Origin of the sequence: Kitasatospora sp. MAP12-44, assembly GCF_029892095.1 — a bacterium.
Taxonomy (GTDB): domain Bacteria; phylum Actinomycetota; class Actinomycetes; order Streptomycetales; family Streptomycetaceae; genus Kitasatospora.
In genome coordinates, this window is record NZ_JARZAE010000004.1 from 2,310,924 (window position 1) to 2,332,265 (window position 21,342).

The 21,342-nt window shown below is 71.9% G+C and carries 17 protein-coding genes; 7 read left to right on the forward strand and 10 right to left on the reverse strand.

Going from position 1 to position 21,342, the window contains the following annotated elements:
• Positions 1-3: 3 nt before the first annotated feature.
• The 3 genes from P3T34_RS10905 to ybaK all read left to right on the forward strand — a co-directional run bounded on the left by P3T34_RS10905 (position 4) and on the right by ybaK (position 2,871).
• On the forward strand, positions 4-1,572 hold the full coding sequence (locus P3T34_RS10905; protein ID WP_280665825.1) for an oxidoreductase: 1,569 nt from the start codon (positions 4-6) through the stop codon (positions 1,570-1,572).
• A gap of 63 nt (positions 1,573-1,635) precedes the next feature.
• Positions 1,636-2,364: an LON peptidase substrate-binding domain-containing protein gene (locus tag P3T34_RS10910; RefSeq protein ID WP_280665826.1), complete on the forward strand. Its 729-nt coding sequence runs from the start codon at positions 1,636-1,638 to the stop codon at positions 2,362-2,364.
• Between the two features lie 15 nt (positions 2,365-2,379).
• Positions 2,380-2,871 (forward strand): Cys-tRNA(Pro) deacylase, encoded by a 492-nt coding sequence (ybaK, locus tag P3T34_RS10915; protein WP_280665827.1) that lies wholly within the window; start codon positions 2,380-2,382, stop codon positions 2,869-2,871.
• A gap of 1 nt (position 2,872) precedes the next feature.
• On the opposite strand, the gene P3T34_RS10920 is transcribed toward ybaK, so the two are convergent.
• The 6 genes from P3T34_RS10920 to P3T34_RS10945 all read right to left on the reverse strand — a co-directional run bounded on the left by P3T34_RS10920 (position 2,873) and on the right by P3T34_RS10945 (position 8,875).
• Positions 2,873-3,535 (reverse strand): hypothetical protein, encoded by a 663-nt coding sequence (locus P3T34_RS10920; RefSeq protein ID WP_280665828.1) that lies wholly within the window; start codon positions 3,533-3,535, stop codon positions 2,873-2,875.
• 35 nt (positions 3,536-3,570) lie between these two features.
• A complete protein-coding gene (locus P3T34_RS10925) occupies positions 3,571-4,374 on the reverse strand; it encodes an ABC transporter permease (RefSeq protein WP_280665829.1) in 804 nt (267 codons plus the stop codon).
• Positions 4,371-5,327, reverse strand: coding sequence for an ABC transporter ATP-binding protein (locus P3T34_RS10930; RefSeq protein WP_280665830.1), 957 nt, complete (start codon positions 5,325-5,327; stop codon positions 4,371-4,373). Before P3T34_RS10930 ends, P3T34_RS10925 begins: the two co-directional genes overlap by 4 nt.
• 57 nt (positions 5,328-5,384) lie before the next feature.
• Positions 5,385-6,599: an NYN domain-containing protein gene (locus P3T34_RS10935; protein ID WP_280671969.1), complete on the reverse strand. Its 1,215-nt coding sequence runs from the start codon at positions 6,597-6,599 to the stop codon at positions 5,385-5,387.
• A 273-nt stretch (positions 6,600-6,872) separates the two neighbouring features.
• Positions 6,873-7,898: an aspartate-semialdehyde dehydrogenase gene (locus tag P3T34_RS10940; protein ID WP_280665831.1), complete on the reverse strand. Its 1,026-nt coding sequence runs from the start codon at positions 7,896-7,898 to the stop codon at positions 6,873-6,875.
• An 86-nt stretch (positions 7,899-7,984) separates the two neighbouring features.
• Positions 7,985-8,875 carry a 4-hydroxy-tetrahydrodipicolinate synthase gene (locus P3T34_RS10945; protein ID WP_280665832.1) on the reverse strand — a complete coding sequence of 297 codons (891 nt, stop codon included), beginning with the start codon at positions 8,873-8,875 and terminating at the stop codon, positions 7,985-7,987.
• A 71-nt stretch (positions 8,876-8,946) separates the two neighbouring features.
• On the opposite strand from P3T34_RS10945, the gene P3T34_RS10950 reads away from it, so the two are divergent.
• Positions 8,947-9,852 (forward strand): LysR family transcriptional regulator, encoded by a 906-nt coding sequence (locus P3T34_RS10950; protein ID WP_280665833.1) that lies wholly within the window; start codon positions 8,947-8,949, stop codon positions 9,850-9,852.
• A 94-nt stretch (positions 9,853-9,946) separates the two neighbouring features.
• Positions 9,947-10,684: an RDD family protein gene (locus P3T34_RS10955; protein ID WP_280665834.1), complete on the forward strand. Its 738-nt coding sequence runs from the start codon at positions 9,947-9,949 to the stop codon at positions 10,682-10,684.
• A 126-nt stretch (positions 10,685-10,810) separates the two neighbouring features.
• On the opposite strand, the gene P3T34_RS10960 is transcribed toward P3T34_RS10955, so the two are convergent.
• Positions 10,811-12,028, reverse strand: a complete 1,218-nt coding sequence (locus P3T34_RS10960) for an RNA-guided endonuclease TnpB family protein (protein ID WP_280665835.1) — start codon at positions 12,026-12,028, stop codon at positions 10,811-10,813.
• 499 nt (positions 12,029-12,527) lie between these two features.
• Between P3T34_RS10960 and dnaE the strand changes: the two genes are divergently transcribed.
• Both dnaE and P3T34_RS10970 read left to right on the forward strand, forming a co-directional pair.
• Positions 12,528-16,082: a DNA polymerase III subunit alpha gene (gene dnaE, locus P3T34_RS10965; RefSeq protein ID WP_280665836.1), complete on the forward strand. Its 3,555-nt coding sequence runs from the start codon at positions 12,528-12,530 to the stop codon at positions 16,080-16,082.
• A 113-nt stretch (positions 16,083-16,195) separates the two neighbouring features.
• Positions 16,196-16,879, forward strand: coding sequence for a hypothetical protein (locus P3T34_RS10970; protein WP_280665837.1), 684 nt, complete (start codon positions 16,196-16,198; stop codon positions 16,877-16,879).
• A gap of 6 nt (positions 16,880-16,885) precedes the next feature.
• On the opposite strand, the gene P3T34_RS10975 is transcribed toward P3T34_RS10970, so the two are convergent.
• The 3 genes from P3T34_RS10975 to P3T34_RS10985 all read right to left on the reverse strand — a co-directional run bounded on the left by P3T34_RS10975 (position 16,886) and on the right by P3T34_RS10985 (position 21,251).
• Complete coding sequence (locus P3T34_RS10975; protein ID WP_280665838.1) at positions 16,886-17,467, reverse strand: dienelactone hydrolase family protein; 582 nt, start codon at positions 17,465-17,467, stop codon at positions 16,886-16,888.
• 134 nt (positions 17,468-17,601) lie between these two features.
• A complete protein-coding gene (locus P3T34_RS10980; RefSeq protein ID WP_280665839.1) occupies positions 17,602-18,450 on the reverse strand; it encodes an ABC transporter permease subunit in 849 nt (282 codons plus the stop codon).
• Between the two features lie 11 nt (positions 18,451-18,461).
• Positions 18,462-21,251: an alpha/beta fold hydrolase gene (locus P3T34_RS10985; RefSeq protein ID WP_280665840.1), complete on the reverse strand. Its 2,790-nt coding sequence runs from the start codon at positions 21,249-21,251 to the stop codon at positions 18,462-18,464.
• Positions 21,252-21,342 lie beyond the last annotated feature (91 nt).

Sequence of the window (21,342 nt, forward strand, 5' to 3'; positions counted from 1 at the left end):
CGGATGGAACGGGCACCGGGCAACTGGAACGCGGTCGAGCGGGGGCTCTGGCGCGCCTTCCGCGAGGGCCGGCCGTACGACCTGCGCTCACCGGATCCGGACCTGAACGACCCGACGAAGGCCGTCGTCTGGGGGCCGGAGCGAACGGTGCGGGCCGAGGTGCTGGCCCGGCTGCTGCTCGCCGGTCCCACCGCCCTGCCCGGCTCGGTACGAGCCCTCAAGCTCACCGGCGCCCTGATCACCGGACGCCTCGACCTGGCCGGCGGGCGGATCGAGGACTTCATCGAGCTGCGCGGCTGCCTCTTCGACACCCAGATACTGCTCTCCGAGGCGCACGCCGGCACCATCCGCTTCGACGGCTGCTGGTTCCCCCGGGTCGACGCCTCCCGGCTGTGCACCTCGGGCGACCTGGTCTTCGCCCGCTGCGTGGTGGCCGCCGGGCTGCGCCTGACGGACGCCCAGATCGGCACCGACCTGATCGCCAACCACCTGGTGGTCGGCAGCGACCAGTACGGCAGCTCCTTCTCCGCCGACGGCCTCACCGTCAGCCAGGACTTCGAGGCCGACCGGCTGGTCTCCTACGGCGAGCTGAGCCTGCGGACCGCCCGGATCGGCGGCCGGCTCTCGCTGCGCGGCGCCGAACTGCGCGCCCTGCGCGGCCAGCGAGACTGCCTCAACGCACCCCGGCTCACCGTGGGCAACACCTTCTATCTGAGCGGCTGGCTGCCCGGCAGCCAGCTCGGCCAGATGTACGGCACCGGCTACGGCGAGGCCGCGCCGACCGGCGGCGCCAGCATCCCCTTCCACGCGTGGGGCGGGGTCCGGCTGAACGACGGCCGCTTCGAGAGCGCCTGCCTGATCGCCGGCGCCGAGTTCCACCTGGGACCCGGCCGGGAGCTCTCGATGCGCCGGATCCAGACCCCCGAGCTGCGGTTCAGCTGCCCGTACCCGCCCAGCGGGCACGTCTCGCTCTCCCGCGCGCGGATCGGCAACCTGGTCGACACCCCGGAGGCCTGGCCGCCAGGTGACATCGGGCTGACCGGCTTCACCTACGAGTCGCTGCGCCCGGCCGCGGCCTTCACGGTCCGTCAGCGCATCGCGTGGCTGGACGGCGCGCGGGGCGAATTCCAGCCAGAGGCGTACGAGCAGCTGGCCGCCGCGCTGCGCCGGGACGGCTCCGACGAGGACGCCCGCGAGGTGCTCTACGCCAAGCAGCGCCGCCGCCGCAGGTCGCTGCCGCTGCCCGGCCGGATCTGGGGCAGGGTGCAGGACGTCACCGTCGGCTACGGCTACCGCCCCGGCCGCGCCGCGCTCTGGCTGGTCGCCGCCTGGGCGCTCGGCACGCTGTTCTTCCTGCTGCACCGCCCAGCTCCGCTGAAGGCCGACGAGGTGCCGCACTGGAACGCCGCGCTGTTCGCGCTGAGCAAGGTGCTGCCGATCGTCGACCTCGGCCAGGACGGCTGGAACCCGGGGGGCGTCGGGCAGTTGGTGAGCGCGGCGCTGGTGCTCACCGGCTGGGTGCTGGCCACCACCGCCGCCGCGGGCGCCACCCGGCTGCTCCAGCGCGGCTGATCCGGTCCCGGGCGCACAGAACGGCGGCGCACGGGAGGCCCCGGGCCAACTACGCTGTGCGCCGTGACAGAACGGCTCCCGATCTTCCCGCTCAACTCGGTGCTCTATCCCGGACTGGTGCTGCCCCTGCACGTCTTCGAGGAACGCTACCGGCGGCTGGTCGCCGATCTGCTCGCCCAACCCGAGGACCAGCCACGGCGGTTCGGGGTGCTGGCGATCAAGGACGGCCGCGAGGTCGCCCCGGTCGGCGAGAGCGAGAAGCCGGCCGGCCCGCTGGACGGCCTGGGCACAACGAGCGGCAACCCGCTGGAGGCGCTGCACCACATCGGCTGCGTCGCGGACGTCGCCAGCGTGGAGCCCCAGCCGGACGGCCGCTACGAACTGCTGATCACCGGGACCACCCGGTTCCGGCTGCGCGCGATGGAGACCGGCGGCCGCTACCTGGTCGGCGAGGTGGAGACGATCGAGGAGGAGCTCGGCAACGGCGCCGGCACCCTGGCGGGCGGCGTCGAGCGGGCCTTCCGCGCGTACCAGAAGCGGCTGGCGGGCGCCCGCAATGCCAGCCTGAGCGGGGAGCAGGAGCTGCCGGACGACCCGCAGGTGCTCTCCTACCTGGTGGCCGCCGCCTCGGTGCTGGACATCCCGGTCAAGCAGAAGCTGCTGGCCTGCCCCGACACCGCGACCCGGCTGACCACCGAGCTGGAACTGCTGCGCCGGGAGACCGCGCTGCTCGCCTGGCTGCCGTCGCTCCCCGCCGTGGACCTGACCCGGCAGGCGTTCAGCCCCAACTGAGAGGACCTGCCGCAGATGGCGAAGAAGCAACCCGGCCAGGGCACCCCCGCGACCGTCGCCCTGGCAGCCGCCGGCGTCCCGTTCACCGTGCACGCCTACGCTCACGACCCGGCCGCGGCCTCGTACGGCGCCGAGGCCGCACAGGCGCTGGGTGTCGCGGCGCAGCGGGTCTTCAAGACCCTGGTGGCCGAGGTGGACGGCGCGCTGACCGTCGGCGTGGTGCCGGTGGCCGGGCAGCTTGACCTCAAAGCCCTGGCCGCCGCGGTGGGCGGCAAGAAGGCGGTGATGGCCGACCCGGCCGCCGCCGAGCGCAGCAGCGGCTACGTGCGCGGCGGGATCTCCCCGCTGGGCCAGCGCCGGGCGCTGCGCACGGTGCTGGACAGCAGCGCGCTCGACCACCCGACGGTCTTCGTCTCGGGCGGCCGGCGCGGTCTGGACGTCGAGCTGGCGCCGGCCGACCTGGTGAGCCTGACCCGGGCAGTCACCGCCCCGATCGGCCGCGCCTGAGCTACTTGGCGTCCTCGGAGGCCTCAATGACCGGCGGCGCCTCGACATCCGACCCGTCGGCAGGCGGCAACTGCTGCGGCTCGGCCCAGTACGGCGGCGGCTCCTCCTCGCGCTTGCCGAAGGCCGCCGACAGCCCGAGCAGCACCACCATCGCGCTCATCGACCAGACCAGCAGCGCGCCCTTGGCACCCAGCGCCAGCGCCTCGTTGAAGGTGTGCCCGTCGCCGACCTGCTTGGCGTGCCCCACCACGTCGCTGGTCGGACCGAGCGTGATGCCGAGCTTCCAGGCCACCACCGAGCCGACCAGCCCGCCGACCGCCAGCCCCACCGCGACCGCGATCCCGCCGCCGCGCCGGCGGGTGGCCAGGAACGCGGCCACCGCCGTGACGATGCCGATCCCGGCGCCCAGCAGCGCGAAGACGCTGTCCGCGCCCGCCCGCTGCTCGCCCTCGGGGTCGACGTAGAGCACCTGGTGCCCCTGCACGATCAGCGGCACCTCGGGCGCGATCCAGACCCAGAGCAGGCCCATGACCACACCGAGCAGCGCGCAGGCCAGCGCGACCGGCGCGCCGACCTTCAGTTCAGCCCCGACCCGGCGGGCGACAGCGGCCTTGGGGCGAGGTGCGAGCGCTCCGGCGTCCGGAGAAATGTTCGGTACGGTCACCGCTCCATCGTTTCACGTCAATCCTGCGGATTCCGCTAACGGGTAGTGGCGCGGCGGTATGCCCAGGTCGCCAGGGTCAGCGAGAGCACCCCGACCCCGGCGCAGACCGCCAGGTCAGCGCCGACCGCCGCCCAGTCCGGCCGCGCCGCGAAGCTCCGCGCGAAGGCCTCCACCCCGTACGTCGAGGGCAGCGCGTCCCGCAGCCACTGGACGGCCTGCGGCAGATGGCCGGCCGGCAGCACGCCCAGCAGCAGCGCCGCCGACATGCCGAGCTGGCCCAGCATGGTGGCGATCTCCTGCTTGGGCGCCAGCAGCCCGCAGGCCGCGCCGAGGCCGGAGAGCGCGGCGCCCGCCAGCGGCACCACCGCCAGCAGCACCCACAGGTGCGCCCAGGAGAGCCCGAAGAGCCACGCCCCCACCCCGGCCGTCACCAGCGACCCGGGCAGCGTGAACGAGGCGAACGCGGCGGCCGCGCCGAGCACCACCGAGGCAGCCGGCACCGGCAGCGTCGCGTAGTGGTCCAGGCCGCCGGTGGCGCGCAACCGTCCGAAGTACTGGGCGAGCAGGTTGAGCGCCACAAAGGCCACCACCAGCACGCTGGAGCCCGCCACCACCGCCCGCGCGGACGGGTTGTCGCCCGCGTCGACCACCCCGCGCATCATCACCAGGATGCCGATCGACTGGAAGGAGGCGACGAACATCAGCGGGATCCGGGCCACCTTGGCCCGGGCCAGCTGCGCCCGGTAGACAGCGGCCAGCGCGGGCAGCAGCCGGGCCGCGGGGGCCAGCGGCGCGGCCGCGGCCCGGGCGGGGGCGGCGGGAACGGTGAGCAGGGTCACTTCGCCAGTCCTCCATGACGCCCGCCGAGCCGGAGGTAGGCGTCCTCCAGGCTCGGGGTGGCCAGCGTGAAGTCGTCCAGGGCGGCGAAGGCCGGCCCGGTGGTCACCGCGGCGACCAGCTCCCTGGCCTCCTCGGGGGTGGTGCGCAGCGTCCAGCGCCGCCCGGTGCGCTCGGCCCGGTCGGCCAGCAGGGCGACCGCCGGGACCTCCAGCGGCGCCTCGCCGCGCCACACCAGGTCGAGCCGCACATCCCCGTCGACCAGCGCCTTCAGACCGCCCGGGGTGTCGCAGGCGATCACCCGGCCCTCGTCCAGTACGGCGACCCGGTCGAGCACGGTCTCCGCCTCGATGACGTTGTGGGTGACCAGCAGCACGGTGGTGCCGCGCTCGGCCCGGCGGCGGTCCACCGCGGCCCAGACGGCGCGCCGGGCCACCGGGTCCATGCCGGTGGTGGGCTCGTCCAGGACCAGCAGCGGGCGCTCGCCGACCAGCGCGGCGGCGAAGCAGGCCAGTCGGCGTTGGCCGCCGGAGAGCTTGGCCAGCGGACGGGCCGCGAGCGGCTCCAGGCCCAGCTCGGCGAGCACCTCGGCGCTCTGCGCGCGCGCCTGGGCGCGGGTGAGGCCGCGCAGCCGACCGGTGGTCTCGGCGGCCAGCGCGACGGTCAACTCGTCCAGCGCGGTGGACTCCTGGCCCAGGTAGCCGAGCAGTCGGGCGGCCCGGTCGGGGTGGCGCACGATGTCGTGGCCGAGGATCTCGATGCTGCCGGTGTCGGGTCGCAGCAGGCCGGTGAGCTGGCGCACCAGGGTCGACTTGCCGGCGCCGTTGGGGCCGAGCAGACCGAAGATCTCACCCTGGTGGATCTCCAGGTCGACCCCGTCGGTGGCCCGGATCTCGCCGTAGCTCTTGCTGAGGCCGCGGACGGAGCAGCAGGGCAGCAGGGGGGTCTCGCTCACGAGCGAAGACTCTACGCGCTGACCATGAGGATCCCGACCACAGGTCCTTCCCGTTGATCAGTCGTCCACGACCACCAGCTCGCCGCCCGGCACCCGCAGCGCCAGCTCCTTCCAGAAGCCGGCCCGGATCGCGTAGCGGTCGTGCTCGTCGATCTGGTCGTCCTTGTGCGCGAGCAGCCCGAACCGCGCGGCGTAGCGCAGCAGCTCGCCATCGACCCGGTGCGGGATCCGCGGGTAGTCGCCCCACAGCGTGGTGAGCCGTTCGCGGTCGCCGAGCCGGTCGGTCCAGCGGCGGGCGAAGACCTGGCCGACCTCGTGCGGATCGCCGCCGATCGCGGTGATGTCCTCCTCGCGGTCGGCCCAGCGCTGCTCGGCGGTGGTCAGCTGGGCCAGCGTGGGCAGCGAGTCGCCTGGCCCGGCGGTCTCGGCGGCCGGGCGGTCCACCCAGCCGCGGTCGGAGGACCAGCGCAGCACCGGCCCGTTGGCGGCGACGGCCGCCGGCGCCGGGTGGGCGGTGGTCGCAGTGCGGCCGGCCAGGTCCTTGGGGGTGGGGACGACCTTGAGCGCGGCGGGCGCCTGGGCGGGCTCGGCGGCCGGCTCGGGCGGCTCGGCAGCGGCCGGACGGGGCGAGGAGCCGGTCGGGCGCAGGCTGTGCGCGGGCGGGGCGGCCAGGATCTTGGCGATCTCCGGCGGCGGCCCGGCGGGCGGGAACGCGACGGCGGGCTCGCGCAGCCGCACCGAGCGGGTGATCCACTCACGGTCCAGCACCCGGCGCTCGTCGGCCTCGCCGACCAGGTCCTCGGACTGGTTGAAGTCGCCGTCGGCGGCCTGCAGCGCCCAGAGGTGGACGGCGACGCCGTGCTCCTTGGCGGACATCATGCCGGGCAGCAGATCGCCGTCGCCGGTGACCAGCACCACGTCGGCGCAGGCCCGGTTGCGGGCGAGTTCGGAGAGCTCGGCGTGCATCGCGGCGTCGACGCCCTTCTGCACCCAGCGACCCTCGGCCCGGGTCAGCGCGCCGAGTCGCACCGTCACCCGGGGCAGCACCCGCAGCCGGCGGTGCTCGGGCATCGGGCGGCGCTCGGGGGCCGCGTCGAACCAGTAGATCCGCAGCAGCGGCAGCCCGGTCTCCTCCTCGGCCCGCTCGCGCAGCGAGGCGATCAGGGCGGTGTGGTCCACCGTCACCCTGGATCGGGAGGACTCTCCGGCGAGCAGGCTGGCGGCGGCACCCAGCAGGTATCCCGCGTCCACGAGGACGACGCAGCGGTCCACTTCCCGCACCTCTCTCCCGGTCGGCCCGGTGGCGGCCGGACCCCACCCTTGACCCTTGTCCGATCACCTCTGTGGCGTGCGGTACGGAGCAGTCTGCCCGAGCGGTGGCCTCTGGAGGGACCCGCCCGACCGTTGCGGTCTTCTTTACCCTCCGACGGAGCCGTGAATCACCCGGCTGCCCCCGCTCTGCGCTGGGCCAAGCGGCGGTGTGGATCACCCGGCCCTCGGGCCGCCCACCGGTGCGGGGCGGGCAGCCCGACGGCTCGCACACGCTCAGCCGAGCCGCGCGGCGACCAGCTCGGCGATCTGGACGGCGTTCAGCGCGGCGCCCTTGCGCAGGTTGTCATTGGAGAGGAAGAACGACAGGCCGTGCTCCACGGTCTCGTCCGCCCGCAGCCGCCCGACGAAGGTCGGGTCCTGGCCGGCCGCCTGCAGCGGGGTGGGGATCTCGCAGAGCTCGACGCCCGGCGCTGCGGCCAGCAGCTCGCGGGCCCGCTCGGGGCTGATCGGACGCTCGAAGCGGGCGTTGACCTGCAGCGAGTGGCCGGTGAAGACCGGGACCCGGACGCAGGTGCCGGCCACCTTGAGGTCCGGGATCCCCAGGATCTTGCGGCTCTCGTGGCGCAGCTTCTGCTCCTCGTCGGTCTCGTTGGAGCCGTCGTCGACGATCGAGCCGGCCAGCGGCAGCACATTGAAGGCGATCGGGCGGACGTAGACGCCGGGCTCGGGGTACTCCACCGCCGAGCCGTCGTGGGTCAGCGCCGCCGCGTCGGGGGCGACCTTGGCGGCCTGCTCCTGCAGCTCGGCCACACCGGCCAGGCCGCTGCCGGAGACCGCCTGGTAGGTGGCGACGACCAGCGCGCTGAGCCCGGCCTCCTCGTGCAGCGGGCGCAGCACCGGCATGGCCGCCATCGTGGTGCAGTTCGGGTTGGCGATGATGCCCTTGGGCAGGTCGGCGATCGCCTCCGGGTTGACCTCGGCCACCACCAGCGGGACCTCGGGGTCGCGCCGCCAGGCCGAGGAGTTGTCGATCACCACGGCGCCGGCCGCCGCCACCTTGGGCGCCAGCTCCCTGGAGGTCGCGCCGCCGGCCGAGAAGATCACGATGTCCAGGCCGCTGTAGTCGGCGGTGGCCGCGTCCTCCACGGTGACCTGACCGCCCTGCCACGGCAGCTGCTTGCCTGCCGAGCGGGCCGAGGCGAAGAGCCGCAGCTGCTCCACCGGGAACGCCCGCTCCGCCAGGATCGCGCGCACCACCGCGCCGACCTGTCCGGTGGCCCCTACGATGCCGATCTTCATCCGAATCCTCCTCCGCTGGTCCTGTCTGGTTCATCCTGCCTTGTCCCCCGGTGTCGGCCGCGCAGCTTTTCACCTGGTGGGACGCCCTACGGCAGGGACGCCGCGGCGGCGAGCGCGGTTGCCACCGCCGCCGGACCGGCCGGCAGCAGCGGCAGCCGGACGGCGGCGCTGGGGATCCGGCCCTGAGCGTGCAGCACGCCCTTGATCACGGTGGGGTTGGGCTCGGCGAAGAGGGTGGCCGACAGCCTGGCCAGCCGGTGGCCCAGCGCCCGGGCGTGCGCGAGCTCGCCGGCCTGCCAGGCCTCGTACAGCTCCACGAACCGCGCGGTGCACAGGTGCGCGGAGGCCAGGATGCCGCCGCTCGCGCCGAGCGCCAGCAGCGGCGAGAGCAGCGCGTCCTCGCCGACCAGCACGGCGAAGTCCGCGGGCAGCTCGCCGAGGAAGGCCATCGCGTCCTGGTCGAGCACGCCGGGCGCGTACTTGACGCCGGCGATCCCGGGCAGCTCGGCCAGCCGGCGCAGGGTGTCCGCGCCGAGCTGCTGCCCGGTGCGGTAGGGGATGTGGTAGACGATCAGCGGCACCGGGCTGTGCGCCGCCAGCTCGGTGAAGTGCGCGAGCACGCCGGCCTCCGAGGGCCGGGTGAAGTGGGGGACGATCGACAGCGCGGCGCCGGTCCGCGGCCACCGCTTGAGCTCCTGCAGCGCCCGGACGGCGCCCCGGGTGTCGTTGCCGCCGGCGCCGACCGTGAGCACCGCGCCGCGCTCCTCGCAGACCCGGGCGCAGATCTCGGTGACCGCCAGCTTCTCCGCCTCGTCCAGGGTGGCCGGCTCGCCGGTGGTGCCGAGCACCACCAGGCCCGCCGCGCCGTCGTCGAGCACCCCGTGCGCCAGGGCTTCGAGCGCCTCGGGGTCGAAGGCGCCGTCGGCGGTGAACGGGGTGATCAGCGGGATGTGGATGCCGTGCAGGTACGGGTGCATGCGGTCGAGCCTGCCGCAGCCCGCTGTGCGGGTCCAGTTCGCTTTTCCATCGCAACCCGTAAGCTGAGCCGATGCTCGATGTCCGACGCCTGCGCCTCCTGCGGGAGCTCGCCCACCGCGGCACCATCGCCGCCGTCGCCGAGGCCCTGTCGTTCAGCGCCTCCGCCGTCTCCCAGCAGCTCACCGTGCTCGAACGCGAGGCCGGCGTACCGCTGCTGGAGCGCACCGGGCGGCGGGTGGTGCTCACCCCGGCCGCGCACAACCTGGTCGCGCACGCCGAGGCGGTGCTCGCCCGACTGGAGCAGGCCTCGGCCGAACTCGCCGGTGCGCGCAGCGGGTTGGGCGGTCCCCTGCGGATCGCGACGTTCCCCTCCGCCGCCCGGGTGGCGATCCCGCCGGCCCTGGCCGCGCTGGCCCGCGAGCACCCCGGGCTGCAGCCGATGGTCTCCGAGCTGGACCCGGCGGCGGTCGCGGACGCCCTGCGGACCGGCGAGTTGGACGTCGCCCTGATGCACGACTACGACTTCGTACCCGCCGCACCCGAGCCGGGCGTGGAGAGCCGCCCGCTCTTCGAGGAGGCGATGTACCTCGCCCTGCCTGCCCCCGCGCCGAGCCCGGGCACCGACGCGGAGCTGATCGGTCGCTGCCGCGAGGCCGACTGGATCACCTCGACCCCGGGCACGCTCTGCCAGGCGATGGCCGTCCGGGCCTGCCAGGCCGCCGGCTTCGCCCCACGGGTCCGCCACCAGATCGACGACTTCGCCACCGTGCTGGCCCTGGTCGCGGTCGGCCAGGGGGTCGCCCTGGTGCCCGAACTCGGCACCCTCGACCCACCGCCCGGGGTGACGCTGTGCCAGCTGACGATGTGCCGGCGCACCACCGTCGCCTTCCGCACCGGCTCCGCCGCCCACCCCGCGGTGGCCGCTTTCACCGCCGCCGTCCAGGCCGCGCTACCCGCCGGTTTGCGGCCGACGTAACGATTGGTTCGCAAGCCATGGCAAAGCCTTCCCCAAGGGGCATCCCCACGGATAGAAACAGCTGAGGGCAAGTCACGATGAGATGAGCGGGAGTATGAGCAACAACCAACCTCCGGGGTACGGCTACCCGTCAGACCCGCAGAACCCCTACGGCCAGCAGCCGCCGCAGGGCGTGCCGCCGCAGAACCCGTACGGCCAGAACCCCTACGGTCAGCAGCCCCCGGCCGGCCCGCCGCAGGGCCCCTACGACCCGCAGCAGCCGCCGCCGTACGGCTACCCGCAGGACGCCCAGGCGCAGCAGCCCTACGCCTACCCGCAGGGTGCCCCCGGCCAGCAGCCGTACGGGCAGCCGCTGTTCGGCCAGAGCGCCGGTCCGGCCTGGCTGGGCGCACCGAGCCAGTACGGCGGCCCGGGCCGCACGATGGCGAGCGCCGGTGACCGCTTCCTGGCCCGGCTGATCGACCTCGCCGTGCTGATCATCCCGATCTTCCTGGTCGAGTTCGTCATCTTCGCCAGCCTCGGCACCATCGTCGCGGGCATCATCGGCACGCTGCTGGTGTTCGGCTACGAGGCCGCCATGCTGCTCACCCAGAACCAGCAGACGATCGGCAAGAAGGCCATGAAGCTGCGGGTGGTGTCGCTGGAGCACGGCGGCCGCCCGGTGGACAACCAGCTCTGGACCCGCGCGGCGGTCTACGGCCTGCCGCAGGCGGTCTACTGCCTGGGCAGCCTGTTCTCGCTGCTCGACAGCCTGTGGCTGCTCTGGGACAAGCCGTTCCAGCAGTGCCTGCACGACAAGGCCGCCAAGACCGTGGTGGTCAAGGAGGGCTGAGGTCACAATTTTCGAGCAGGATGGCCGGGCCCTGCGGGGTCCGGCCATCCTGCTGTGAACGTCATCTTCCTGCGTGACCTCTTCAAGCTCTCCATGGAGGGCTACTACTTGACTTCACTCTCCGTCCTACGGGACGGCGAGTCCAACGGCGGTTGCCCGCCGCAGTTCCTGCTTCGTCGCCGACGGCCTGCCCGGATGACTCCGTTGAGGTCTTACACCAGCTCCACAGGCCAACACCGCCAGCCCGGCGGCTTTGATGTTCCGCGCCGCATTCACGTCCCGATCAAGGACGAGAGGGCAGCGCTCGCACCGGAAGGTGCGTTCACTCAGGGGCACGCTCTGCTTGACGTACCCGCAGCCGGAGCAGGTCTTGGTCGACGGGTACCAGCGGTCGACGGTAATCACCGTCCGCCCGTACCAGCCGGCCTTGTACTGCAGCATCGACCGCAACTCCGACCATGCGGCATCGCTGATGGCACGGGCGAGCGTGCGGTTCTTCAGCATGCCGCTGACCGTCAGATCCTCGATCACGACCACTTGGTTTTCGCGGACGAGTCGAGTGGTGAGCTTGTGCAGTCCGTCCCTGCGCCGGTCGGCGATCCGCGCGTGGACGCGCGCGACCTTGACACGGGCCTTGTCCCGGTTTCGGCTGCCCTTGTCCTTCTTCGCGAGGTTCCGCTGCGCCTTCGCCAGCCGCTCGCGCTCCTTCCTCTCGTGCCGCGGATTCGCGATCTTCTCCCCTGTGGAGAGGGTGACCAGTGCGGTGATGCCAGCGTCGATCCCCACCACCGTGTCAACGGTGGGCAGGGGCTTGACACTCACGTCCTCGCACAGCATCGACACGAACCAGCGTCCGGCACTGTCCTGCGACACCGTGACCGTGGACGGCTCCACACCGTCGGGCAACGGACGCGACCACACGATGTCCAGCGGTTCCGTCATCTTCGCCAGTGTCAGACGGCCAGCACGGAACCTGAACCCGGATCTGGTGTACTCCGCAGATCTGCGTGTCCTGCGCTTCGACTTGAACCGGGGGTACTTCGCCCAACCGTCCCAGAAGTTCGAGAACGCGCCTTGCAGATGCCGCAGCGCCTGCTGCAGCGGCACCGAGGACACCTCTGCGAGGAACGACAGCTCATCCGTCTTCTTCCATCCGGTGAGCATCGCCGAGGTGGCGTTGTAGTTCACCCGCTCCTGACGCTGGCACCACGCCGTCGTGCGAGCGTCCAGCGCCAGGTTGTAGACCTTGCGCACGCACCCGAACGTGCGGATCAGCTCGGCCGCCTGCTCGTCGGTGGGATGGAAGCGGTACTTGAACGCCCGCTTCACCAGCTCGGTCCTCACAACCGACAAACTAGCCCGGACATTTGCAAGCTGACAAACCACCAGAAAGCCACGCACCGACGCTTCAACTACGGCACGGGGACACCTGGCAGAGGCGCGCCGGATCGCCGCGCTCACCGGGCCGCAGCCGGACAGCCCGCTGCCGTCCCGGACAAGAAGACGCCGGTCGCTCGCGCCCTGGACACCATCGGCTCGCTCGGCTTCCTGGTCGACCTCGACTTCTGGCCCACCGCCGCACTCGCTGACTGCGCGAACCCAGACCCGGGCCCGTGCTCCCAGTGCAACTCCGGTGAGTAGCGACATCGCACCCGCCTGACAGCGGCCGTTGCGGGACGCGGCACGCGCGTCCCGCAACGGTCACAGAAGCTTTACACTGGCCGCCTTCGGCCCGGTGAGCTGGGACAGTGCGCGCCAACCGGCGCAGAGGCCTCCGGAGCCAGGCGAGTCACCCCCCTCGCGGCGATAGGGTGGGTTGTTCCCCCGGATCAGGAGACCACCTGTGGCTGACGGCTTTGTGCACCTGCACGTTCACACCGAGTACTCGATGCTGGACGGGGCGGCCAAGAACGGCAAGCTGTTCACCGAGGCCGAGCGGCAGGGTATGCAGGCCATCGCGATGAGCGACCACGGCAACATGTTCGGCGCCTACGAGTTCTTCCAGAAGTCCAAGGGCGGGCCGGTCAAGCCGATCATCGGGATCGAGGCGTACGTCGCGCCGGGCTCGCGCTTCCACAAGAAGCAGACCTTCTGGGCTCCTGGCGGGCAGCGGGCGCCCAGCGCGGACGGCGAGGGTGGCAAGGACGTCTCCGGCGGCGGACGCTTCACCCACATGACCATGTGGGCCGAGAACGTCACCGGTCTGCGCAACCTCTTCAAGCTCTCCTCTCTGGCGTCCATGGAGGGGTACTACAGCAAGCCTCGAATGGACCGCGAGCTGATCTCGCAGAACGCCACCGGGATTATCGCCACCACCGGGTGTCCTTCCGGAGAGGTGCAGACCCGGCTACGCCTGGGCCAGTACGAGGAGGCGGTCAAGGCCGCCGGCGCCTACCAGGACATCTTCGGCAGGGATAACTACTTCCTGGAGCTGATGGACCACGGCCTGTCCATCGAGCGGGACGTCCGCGACGGCCTGCTGCGCCTCGCCAAAGAGCTGAACATCCCACTGTTGGCCACCAATGACTCGCACTACGTCACCGAGGACCAGGCCGACGCTCATGACAGCCTGCTCTGCGTCGGGGTGGGCAAGAACAAGGACGACCCCAACCGCTTCAAGTTCGCCGGTTCCGGCTACTACATCAAGACTGCCGAGGAGATGCGGGAGCTGTTCCGCGAGCTCCCGGAGGCCTGCGACAACACCCTGGCGATCGCCGAGCGAATCCAGCCCTACGACGAGGTCTTCAACTACGTCGACCGGATGCCGCAGTTCGACGTCCCCGAGGGCGAGACCCAGGCCTCGTTCCTGCGCCAGAAGATCGCCGCCGGCCTGAAGGTGCGCTACGGCGACAACCCGAGCCAGGAGGTGCTGGACCGGGTCGAGCTGGAGATGGGCGTCATCTCCCCGATGGGCTTCGACGCCTACTTCCTCGTGGTCGCCGACATCTGCCAGTACGCCCGCGACAACGGCATCCCGGTCGGCCCGGGCCGTGGTTCGGCGGCCGGCTCGATGGTGTCCTACCTCACCCGGATCACCGAGCTGGACCCACTCGAGCACGATCTGCTGTTCGAGCGGTTCCTGAACCCCGAGCGCATCAACCCCCCCGACGTCGACATCGACTTCGACGACCGCCAGCGCGACCAGATGGTGCGCTACGTCACGGACAAGTACGGCGAGGCGTACACCGCCCAGGTGAACACCTTCGGCACCATCAAGGCCAAGGCCGCCGTCAAGGACGCCAACCGGATCCTCGGCTACCCCTTCGCGATGGGCGACCGGATCACCAAGGCGATGCCGCCGGACGTGATGGGCAAGGGCGTCCCGCTCGCCGACCTGTTCAACGAGAAGCACCCGCGCTACAACGAGGGCACCGAGATCCGGGCGCTCTACGCCAACGAGCCCGACGTCAAGAAGATCATCGACACCGGTCTCGGCATCGAAGGCCTGATCCGCGGTACCGGCGTGCACGCCGCTGCCGTCATCCTCTCCTCCACCCCGCTGCTCGAACTCGTCCCGCTGCACAAGCGGGACAAGGACGGCGTGATCATCACCGGCTTCGACTACCCGTCGTGCGAAGCCATGGGCCTGATCAAGATGGACTTCCTGGGTCTGCGGAACCTGGGCATCATCGACCACTGCATCAAGATCGTGAAGTCCAACCGCGGTGTCGACGTCGACATCGAGAAGATCGCGCTGGACGACCCCACCACCTACGAGCTGCTGGCCCGCGGTGACACCCTGGGTGTCTTCCAGCTCGATGGCGGCCCGATGCGCGCGCTGCTCAAGCTGATGAAGCCCACCGAGTTCGCCGACATCTCCGCCGTCTCGGCGCTGTACCGGCCCGGTCCGATGGGCATGAACTCGCACACCAACTACGCGCTGCGCAAGAACGGCCAGCAGGAGATCATCCCGATCCACCCGGAGCTGGAGGAGCCTCTGAAGGAGGTTCTCGGCCCCACCTACGGTCTGATCGTCTACCAGGAGCAGGTGCAGCGAGCCGCCCAGGTGCTGGCCGGCTACAGCCTCGGACAGGCAGACCTGCTGCGCCGCGCGATGGGCAAGAAGAAGAAAGAGGTCCTGGAGAAGGAGTTCGTCCCCTTCCACGCGGGCTGCCAGGAGCGCGGCTACTCGGACGAGGCGATCCAGGCGGTCTGGGACGTCCTGGTCCCGTTCGCCGGCTACGCGTTCAATAAATCGCACTCCGCCGCGTACGGCCTGGTCTCCTACCAGACCGCCTATCTCAAGGCCAACTACCCGGCCGAGTACATGGCGGCGCTGCTCACCTCGGTGGCGGACGACAAGGACAAGATGGCGATCTATCTGGCGGAGTGCCGGCAGATGGGCATCAAGATCCTCTCCCCGGACGTCAACGAGTCCGTGGTCGACTTCACCGCCGTCGGCAGCGACGTCCGCTTCGGCCTGAAGGCGGTGCGCAACGTCGGCGTCAACGTCATCGACTCGCTGGTCGCCACCCGAAAGTCGAAGGGCAAGTACACCTCCTTCGCGGACTTCCTGGACAAGGTCGAGCTGGTGGTGTGCAACAAGCGCACCATCGACTCGCTGATCAAGGCGGGCGCGTTCGACTCCCTCGGGCACACCCGGCTGTCGCTGACCACCGTGCACGAGAACGCGATCGACGCCGTCACCGGCGTCAAGAAGCAGCAGGCGATCGGGCAGGACGACCTGTTCGGCGCGATGGACACCGGGGAGGACGTACCGGCCATCGGGCTGGACTTCGAACTCACCGACCGCGAGTGGCCGCGCCGCCAACTGCTCAGCCTGGAACGGGAGATGCTCGGTCTGTACGTCTCCAGCCACCCGCTGGACGGCGCCGAGCACATCCTCTCCCGCAACCGGGACACCTCGATCGCCGAGCTGATGGGCTCCGGACGCACCGAGGGCGAGGTCAAGCTCGCCGGGCTGATCACCTCGGTGGACCGCCGGATCAACAAGGCCGGCAACCCCTGGGCGATCATCACGCTGGCCGACCGCGACGGCTCGGTCGAGGTGCTGTTCTTCCCCGCCACGTACAACCTGATGTCCGAGCAGATGGTCGAGGACAACGTCATCTCGGCCCGCGGCCGGCTCAACGAGCGCGACGGCAGCTTGAGCATCTTCGGCCAGGAGATCACCACGCTGGACATCTCCTCCGCCGAGCACGGCGGCAAGCCGCCGATCAAGCTGACGATCCAGGAGAAGCGGATCACCCCGCAGTTGACCGCCGAACTCAAGCGCTCGCTGCGCGCCCACCCGGGCGACGTCCCGGTCCGGCTGCAGATGAAGGGCTACCAGAAGAGCGTCCTGTTCGAGCTCGGCTTCATGGTCAACCCGGACAACGGCGCCTTCGCCAGCGAGATCAAGACCCTGCTGGGCCCGGGCGCCTGGGCCGTCGAGTAGCACCCTGGACGGCGTCCCTCCTCGTCGGCCGGCCCGTCGCGCGCTACTCTCAGCGCGCGACGGGCCACGGAGAGGCCGAGGACCGCGCCGTCCAGAGGGGGGAAACCCACACCATGAGCTACCCGCCGCCAGCCGCCACCAGCTACCTCAGACCGCCGGTCAAGGCCCCCGGCAGCGCAGCCCTGCCGGGCCTCGCGGTGCTGATGATTCTCACCCTGGTGCTCGAACTGGCCGTCCTGGCCTACGACATGGAGCAGAAGGGCGCGGCCTACCTGGGTACGGCCTTCGGCTTCAGCTACACGACCTTCGTGAACGCGCCGGTCGGCTTCTTCGCCGGCGACCTGTCCACCTGCGTGGCGCTGCTCGTCATGGTCATCGCCGGCTTCACGGGCCGGAGTTGGATCCGGGCCGGCGGAACCGTCCTGCTCACCGTCAACGCGTACGGGACGATCCAGGTGCTGGCCGCGCAGCTGGCCGGACCGAACCCGGATCCCTCCGCCGGCCTCACCAAGCCGCTCAGCAACCTGCTGCTCAACGCCGACGAGATCGCGCAGATGCTGATCGCGGTGGTCTTCGCGATCATCGTGCTGGCCACCCGCACCCCGCGCCCGGCCCCGCAGATCCCGCCGGCGCCGCCCGCCCAGCCGTACTACGCGTACCAGCCGAGCTCCCCGTACTCCCCGCCGCCGCTCCCCCAGCAGGCCCCCGCGTACGGCACCCCGCCCGCGCCCGCGTACGGCACCCCGCCCGCCGCGGTGGACGCCCCGCCGGTCCCCCCGGCCCCGCCCACCGTCTGACCGGCCTCAGCCCAGCTCGGCCAGGAAGTCCAACGCCGCCGCCCAGGTCTGCTCGGCCGCCTCCGCGTCATAGTCGGGCAGCTCCGGGTCGGTGAACAGGTGCCCGGCACCCCGGTAGCGGTGCACCTCGACCTCCGCCCCAGCCTTGCGCATCCGCAGGTACCACGCGTTCAGCCAGTCCTCGGTCTCGAACGGATCCGGCTCGGCCACATGCAACTGCACGGGCACCTCGGTCACCGCGTCATCCCGGACATCCGACGTCCCGTGCAGCAGCAGCAACCCCCGCGCGCCCTCATCCGCGAGCGCCAGGTTCTGCGCCAACGCGCCCCCGAGCGAGAACCCGGCATACACCAGCCCCTCACCCCCGGCAGCCAGCAGCTTCGCCACCACCCCGACCGCCCGCCGCAGCAACTCGTCCGTGCCGATGTCCTCCTGGTACGCCATCCCCTCCTCCACCGTCTCGAACACCCGCCCGTCAAACACATCGGGCACACTCACCTGGTGCCCAGCCCCGCGCAGCCGCTCAGCCGCGGCCTGAACAGCCGGCCGCAACCCATAGGCGGAGTGGAAGAGAACGATCTGAGCCACCGGAAACTCCAGGAAGTCGCAAAAACAAGAACCCCACCATGATCCCAGCCCAACCGGCACACGGCCTACGCTGCCACCATCAGCCCCAGCAGCGTGAGCGACTGGACCCGGGTCGAGCCGTGTCTCCTACCGGGCTACGACACCACGTCCTTGCGAGCGAACCCCCGGAACGCCAGCGCCAGCAGGATCACCGCGTACGACAGCGAGATGGTCACCCCCTGCACCATGCCGCCCCACTCCAGGTGCGGCTGCAGCGCGTCCGCCCAGGCGTACTGCCAGTGCGCGGGCAGCCACTCGCGCAGGCCGCCCAGTGCCGTGATGGCGTCCAGCACGCCGGTGAGGATCGAGATGAAGACCGCCCCGCCGACCGCGCCGAGCGGGGCGTCCGTCGCGGTCGAGAGGTAGAACGCCAGTGCGCCGACCACCAGTTCGCCCAGGAACACGAAGGCGACGGCGATCGCCAGGCGCGGCAGCGCGTCCGCGGCCGGCAGGCTGTCGCCGGTCGGCAGCCGCAGGTCGCCCCAGCCGTACGCGGCGGTGCCGACCGCCAGGCCGACCAGTGGCAGCAGCACGATCGCGGCGGCCGAGAAGAGCAGGCCGACGGTGAACTTGCGGACCAGCAGCCGGGCTCGCGGCACCGGCGCGGCCAGCAGGTAGCGCAGCGAGGACCAGTTCGCCTCGGCGGCGACGGTGTCCCCGCAGAACAGCGCCACCGGGATGACCAGCAGGAACCCGGTGCCCATGAAGAGCATGGTGGCCGCGAAGTTGGGGCCCGAGGCGGTCGCCAGGTCGACGAAGGTGGTCTGGCCGGGCCGGCTCGGCGTTCCGCCGATCTGGAACGCCACCAGCACGATGAACGGCAGGGCGAACAGCACCGCCATGATGATCATCGTCCGCCGTCGCCGCAGCTGGCGCACCACCTCAGTGCGCAGCGGCAGCGTGCGGCGCGGGCTGTAGCCGGCCGCACGGTCGGTATCAAGCACACCAGGAACGGTCACGCTGGGCCTCCGATCAGGGAGAGGAAGGCATCCTCCAGGCGGCGGTGCGGTCCGGCCCGCTCCACGGGGATGTCCAGCCGGACGAGTTCGGCGAGCAGTTCGGCGGCCGTCAGGCCGTCCAGCCGGATCAGCAGCCCGTGCCCGGCGACCTCAGCGGCCCCGATCCCGGGCAGCGCGGCCACCTTCCCCGCAGCAGCCGTCAGCTCCTCGACGCCGTACGACGCGGGCGTGCCGACCAGCAGCAGCTCGCCCGCGCCGACGATCTCCGCGACGGCGCCGGCGCTGACCAGCCTGCCGCGGTCCATTACCACCAGGTGTGTGCAGCTCTGCTCGACCTCGGAGAGCAGGTGGCTGGAGACGATGACGGTCCGCCCGGCGGCCGCGTAGCGGATCAGCACCTCGCGCATCTCGCGGATCTGCGGCGGGTCGAGGCCGTTGGTCGGCTCGTCCAGGATCAGCAGGTCGGGCAGGCCGAGCATGGCCTGGGCGATCGCCAGCCGCTGCCGCATGCCCTGCGAGTAGGTGCGTACGGCCCGGTCCAGCGCCTCGCCGAGGTCGGCGATGACCAGCGCCTCCTCCAGGTGCGCGTCCTCGGCGGGACGGCCGGTGGCCTGCCAGTAGAGCCGCAGGTTGGCGCGCCCGGTGAGGTGCGGCAGGAAGCCGGCGCCCTCGACGAAGGACCCGATCCGGGAGAGCACCGGGGCGCCGGGGCGCACCGCGTGGCCGAAGACCCGGATCTCGCCGGCGTCGGGGCGGATCAGGCCCATCAGCATCCGCAGCGTGGTGGTCTTGCCGGCGCCGTTGGGTCCGAGCAGGCCGAGCACCTGGCCCGCCTCGACCCGGACGTCCAGTTCCCGGACGGCGTAGCGGTCGGTGGCGCCCTTGTAGCGCTTGCTCAGGCCGGTGATCCGCAGCGGTACCCCGGCCAGCTCCGGATCGAACTCAAACTGCCCGCGGCGCCGGCGCACCAACTGAAGCACCGACGGGAGCAGCAGCAGCGCGGCCACCCCCAGCGCCACCAGCGGCAGCACCCAGGTGCGCGCGGGCAGCGGCGCCGCCTCGGTGCGCAGCCCGGCCACCGTCGGGACGGTCAGCGGGCCCGCCACCGAGACCTGGTAGGTCGCGGGCTGCGCGGGCGAGGCGTACGCGAGGTCGGTGGCGGCCAGCACCAGGGCCAGCTTGTGCCCGGCGGCGAGGGGGTGGTCCACGGCGGGCAGCGTGATCCGCACCGTCCGCCCGCCCGGTACGTCGGCGCCGGTGACCCGTAGCGGGGCGGCGAGCTGCTGCGGCAGGGTGCGCTTGCCGTCCGGGCCGACGTCGTAGACCTTGCCGAAGAGCACGGCGTCCGGCTGGTCGGAGTGCACCTGGACGGAGATCTGCGGGCTGCCGGTGAGCTGGACCGGGGAGCTCAGCGGCGCGGAGTCGAACTCGGCGTACTGGCCGGGGAAGTCGACGGAGACACCGACGCCCAGCGCGGAGGCCTGTGAGAGCGCGCCGAGGCCGGGGACGGTGGAGATGGCCGGCGGGGCGCCGCCGGGCGGGTTGGCGAAGGTCTGCTGAGCACCGGTCAGCGCCACCGACGCGGAGCCGGTGCCGTTCAGTCCGGGGTAGCGGTCGGCGTCGGCGCCGCTGAGCACGGCCTGGAAGCCGGTGGAGTCCACTCCGCCGGTCCGGGTGACCCGGAAGGCCGGTCCTGTGCTGGTGTCCTGGTGCTTCAAGTAGTGGCCGAACCAGGCGGCGACCCGGGCGTCCACCCGGTCGCTGGTCTCGGTGCCGCCGTCGTGGCCGCCGGCGAACCAGTCGACGGCCACCGGCGCGCCATTGGCGGCGACCGCCTTGGCGATCGCGTCGCCCTGGTCGAGCGGGAAGAGCGAGTCCTGCTCGCCCTGTACCACCAGGGTCGGCACCTTCAGCTTGTCCGCCACCGAGGAGGGGCTGGACTGGTCGAGCAGCGCGATCGCCGCCGGGTCGGCGTGGCCGGTGGTGGCGACCCGGTTGTACATCGCGCACAGGGTGTCCAGGAACCGCCCGCAGCCCACCGGGCCGCCGCCGGCGCTCGGGCCGGTCACAGGCTTGCCGGTGGTGGACGCGGTCAGGTCGCCGCCGGTCGAGCCGCTGGTGAAGAAGATCCCGGCCCAGAGCTTCTTGAACACCCCGTCCTCGGCCGAACCGCCCTGGACGCCCTGCGGAAAGAGCGCGTCGGCCAGGTTCCACCAGGTGATCCGGGTGGCGACGGCGTCGATCCGGGGGTCGGCCGCCGCGGCGAGCAGCGCGATCGCGCCGCCGTACGAGGCGCCGGTGATCCCGACCCGGGGGTCGCCGGGCGCGTCGAGCTGGACTTCGGGGCGCTTGGCCAGCCAGTCGACCAGGTGCTTGACGTCCTGCACCTCGCGGTCGGGCGCGTTGAGGCCGATCTGCCCGGTGGAGTGGCCGAAGCCGCGCGAGGACCAGGTGAGCACGGCGTAGCCGTCGCGGGCCAGCGTGCGGGCCTCGCCCGCCTCGTCCGCCTTGCTGCCACCGAAGCCGTGGGCCAGCAGGATCGCCGGGCGCGGGGAGCTGCCGGTGGTGAAGAACGAGGTGTCGATGGAGACCTGCTGCGCGCTGCCGGGGGTCTCGGGCATCGCCAGGAACTGGTCCTGCTCGCGGACGGGCGCGGCGCCGCCGGCCACCGCCACCGCCGTGCCGAGCCCGACCAGCACGAGCAGTGCCAGCAGCGCCGCTGCCAGCCGTCGGGGTGTCGGTCTGCTCCGGCCGCGCCAACGGCGCCAAAGGCCAACCAGGTTCATGGATAGCGACCCTACCCGTCGGTTCTGAGGATCCGCCAAGGGCCCTGCGAAGCCCCCTCAATCACCCGAAACCGGTAGCAACCCGCCTATC

Excerpts from the sequence above, each read along its gene's own strand:
- P3T34_RS10970 (WP_280665837.1), top strand. The coding sequence starts at position 16,196 with ATGAGCTACCCGCCGCCAGCCGCCACCAGCTACCTCAGACCGCCGGTC.
- P3T34_RS10950 (WP_280665833.1), top strand. The coding sequence starts at position 8,947 with ATGCTCGATGTCCGACGCCTGCGCCTCCTGCGGGAGCTCGCCCACCGC.
- P3T34_RS10905 (WP_280665825.1), top strand. The coding sequence starts at position 4 with ATGGAACGGGCACCGGGCAACTGGAACGCGGTCGAGCGGGGGCTCTGG.
- ybaK (WP_280665827.1), top strand. The coding sequence starts at position 2,380 with ATGGCGAAGAAGCAACCCGGCCAGGGCACCCCCGCGACCGTCGCCCTG.
- P3T34_RS10985 (WP_280665840.1), bottom strand. The coding sequence starts at position 21,251 with ATGAACCTGGTTGGCCTTTGGCGCCGTTGGCGCGGCCGGAGCAGACCG.
- P3T34_RS10945 (WP_280665832.1), bottom strand. The coding sequence starts at position 8,875 with ATGCACCCGTACCTGCACGGCATCCACATCCCGCTGATCACCCCGTTC.
- P3T34_RS10955 (WP_280665834.1), top strand. The coding sequence starts at position 9,947 with ATGAGCAACAACCAACCTCCGGGGTACGGCTACCCGTCAGACCCGCAG.
- P3T34_RS10940 (WP_280665831.1), bottom strand. The coding sequence starts at position 7,898 with ATGAAGATCGGCATCGTAGGGGCCACCGGACAGGTCGGCGCGGTGGTG.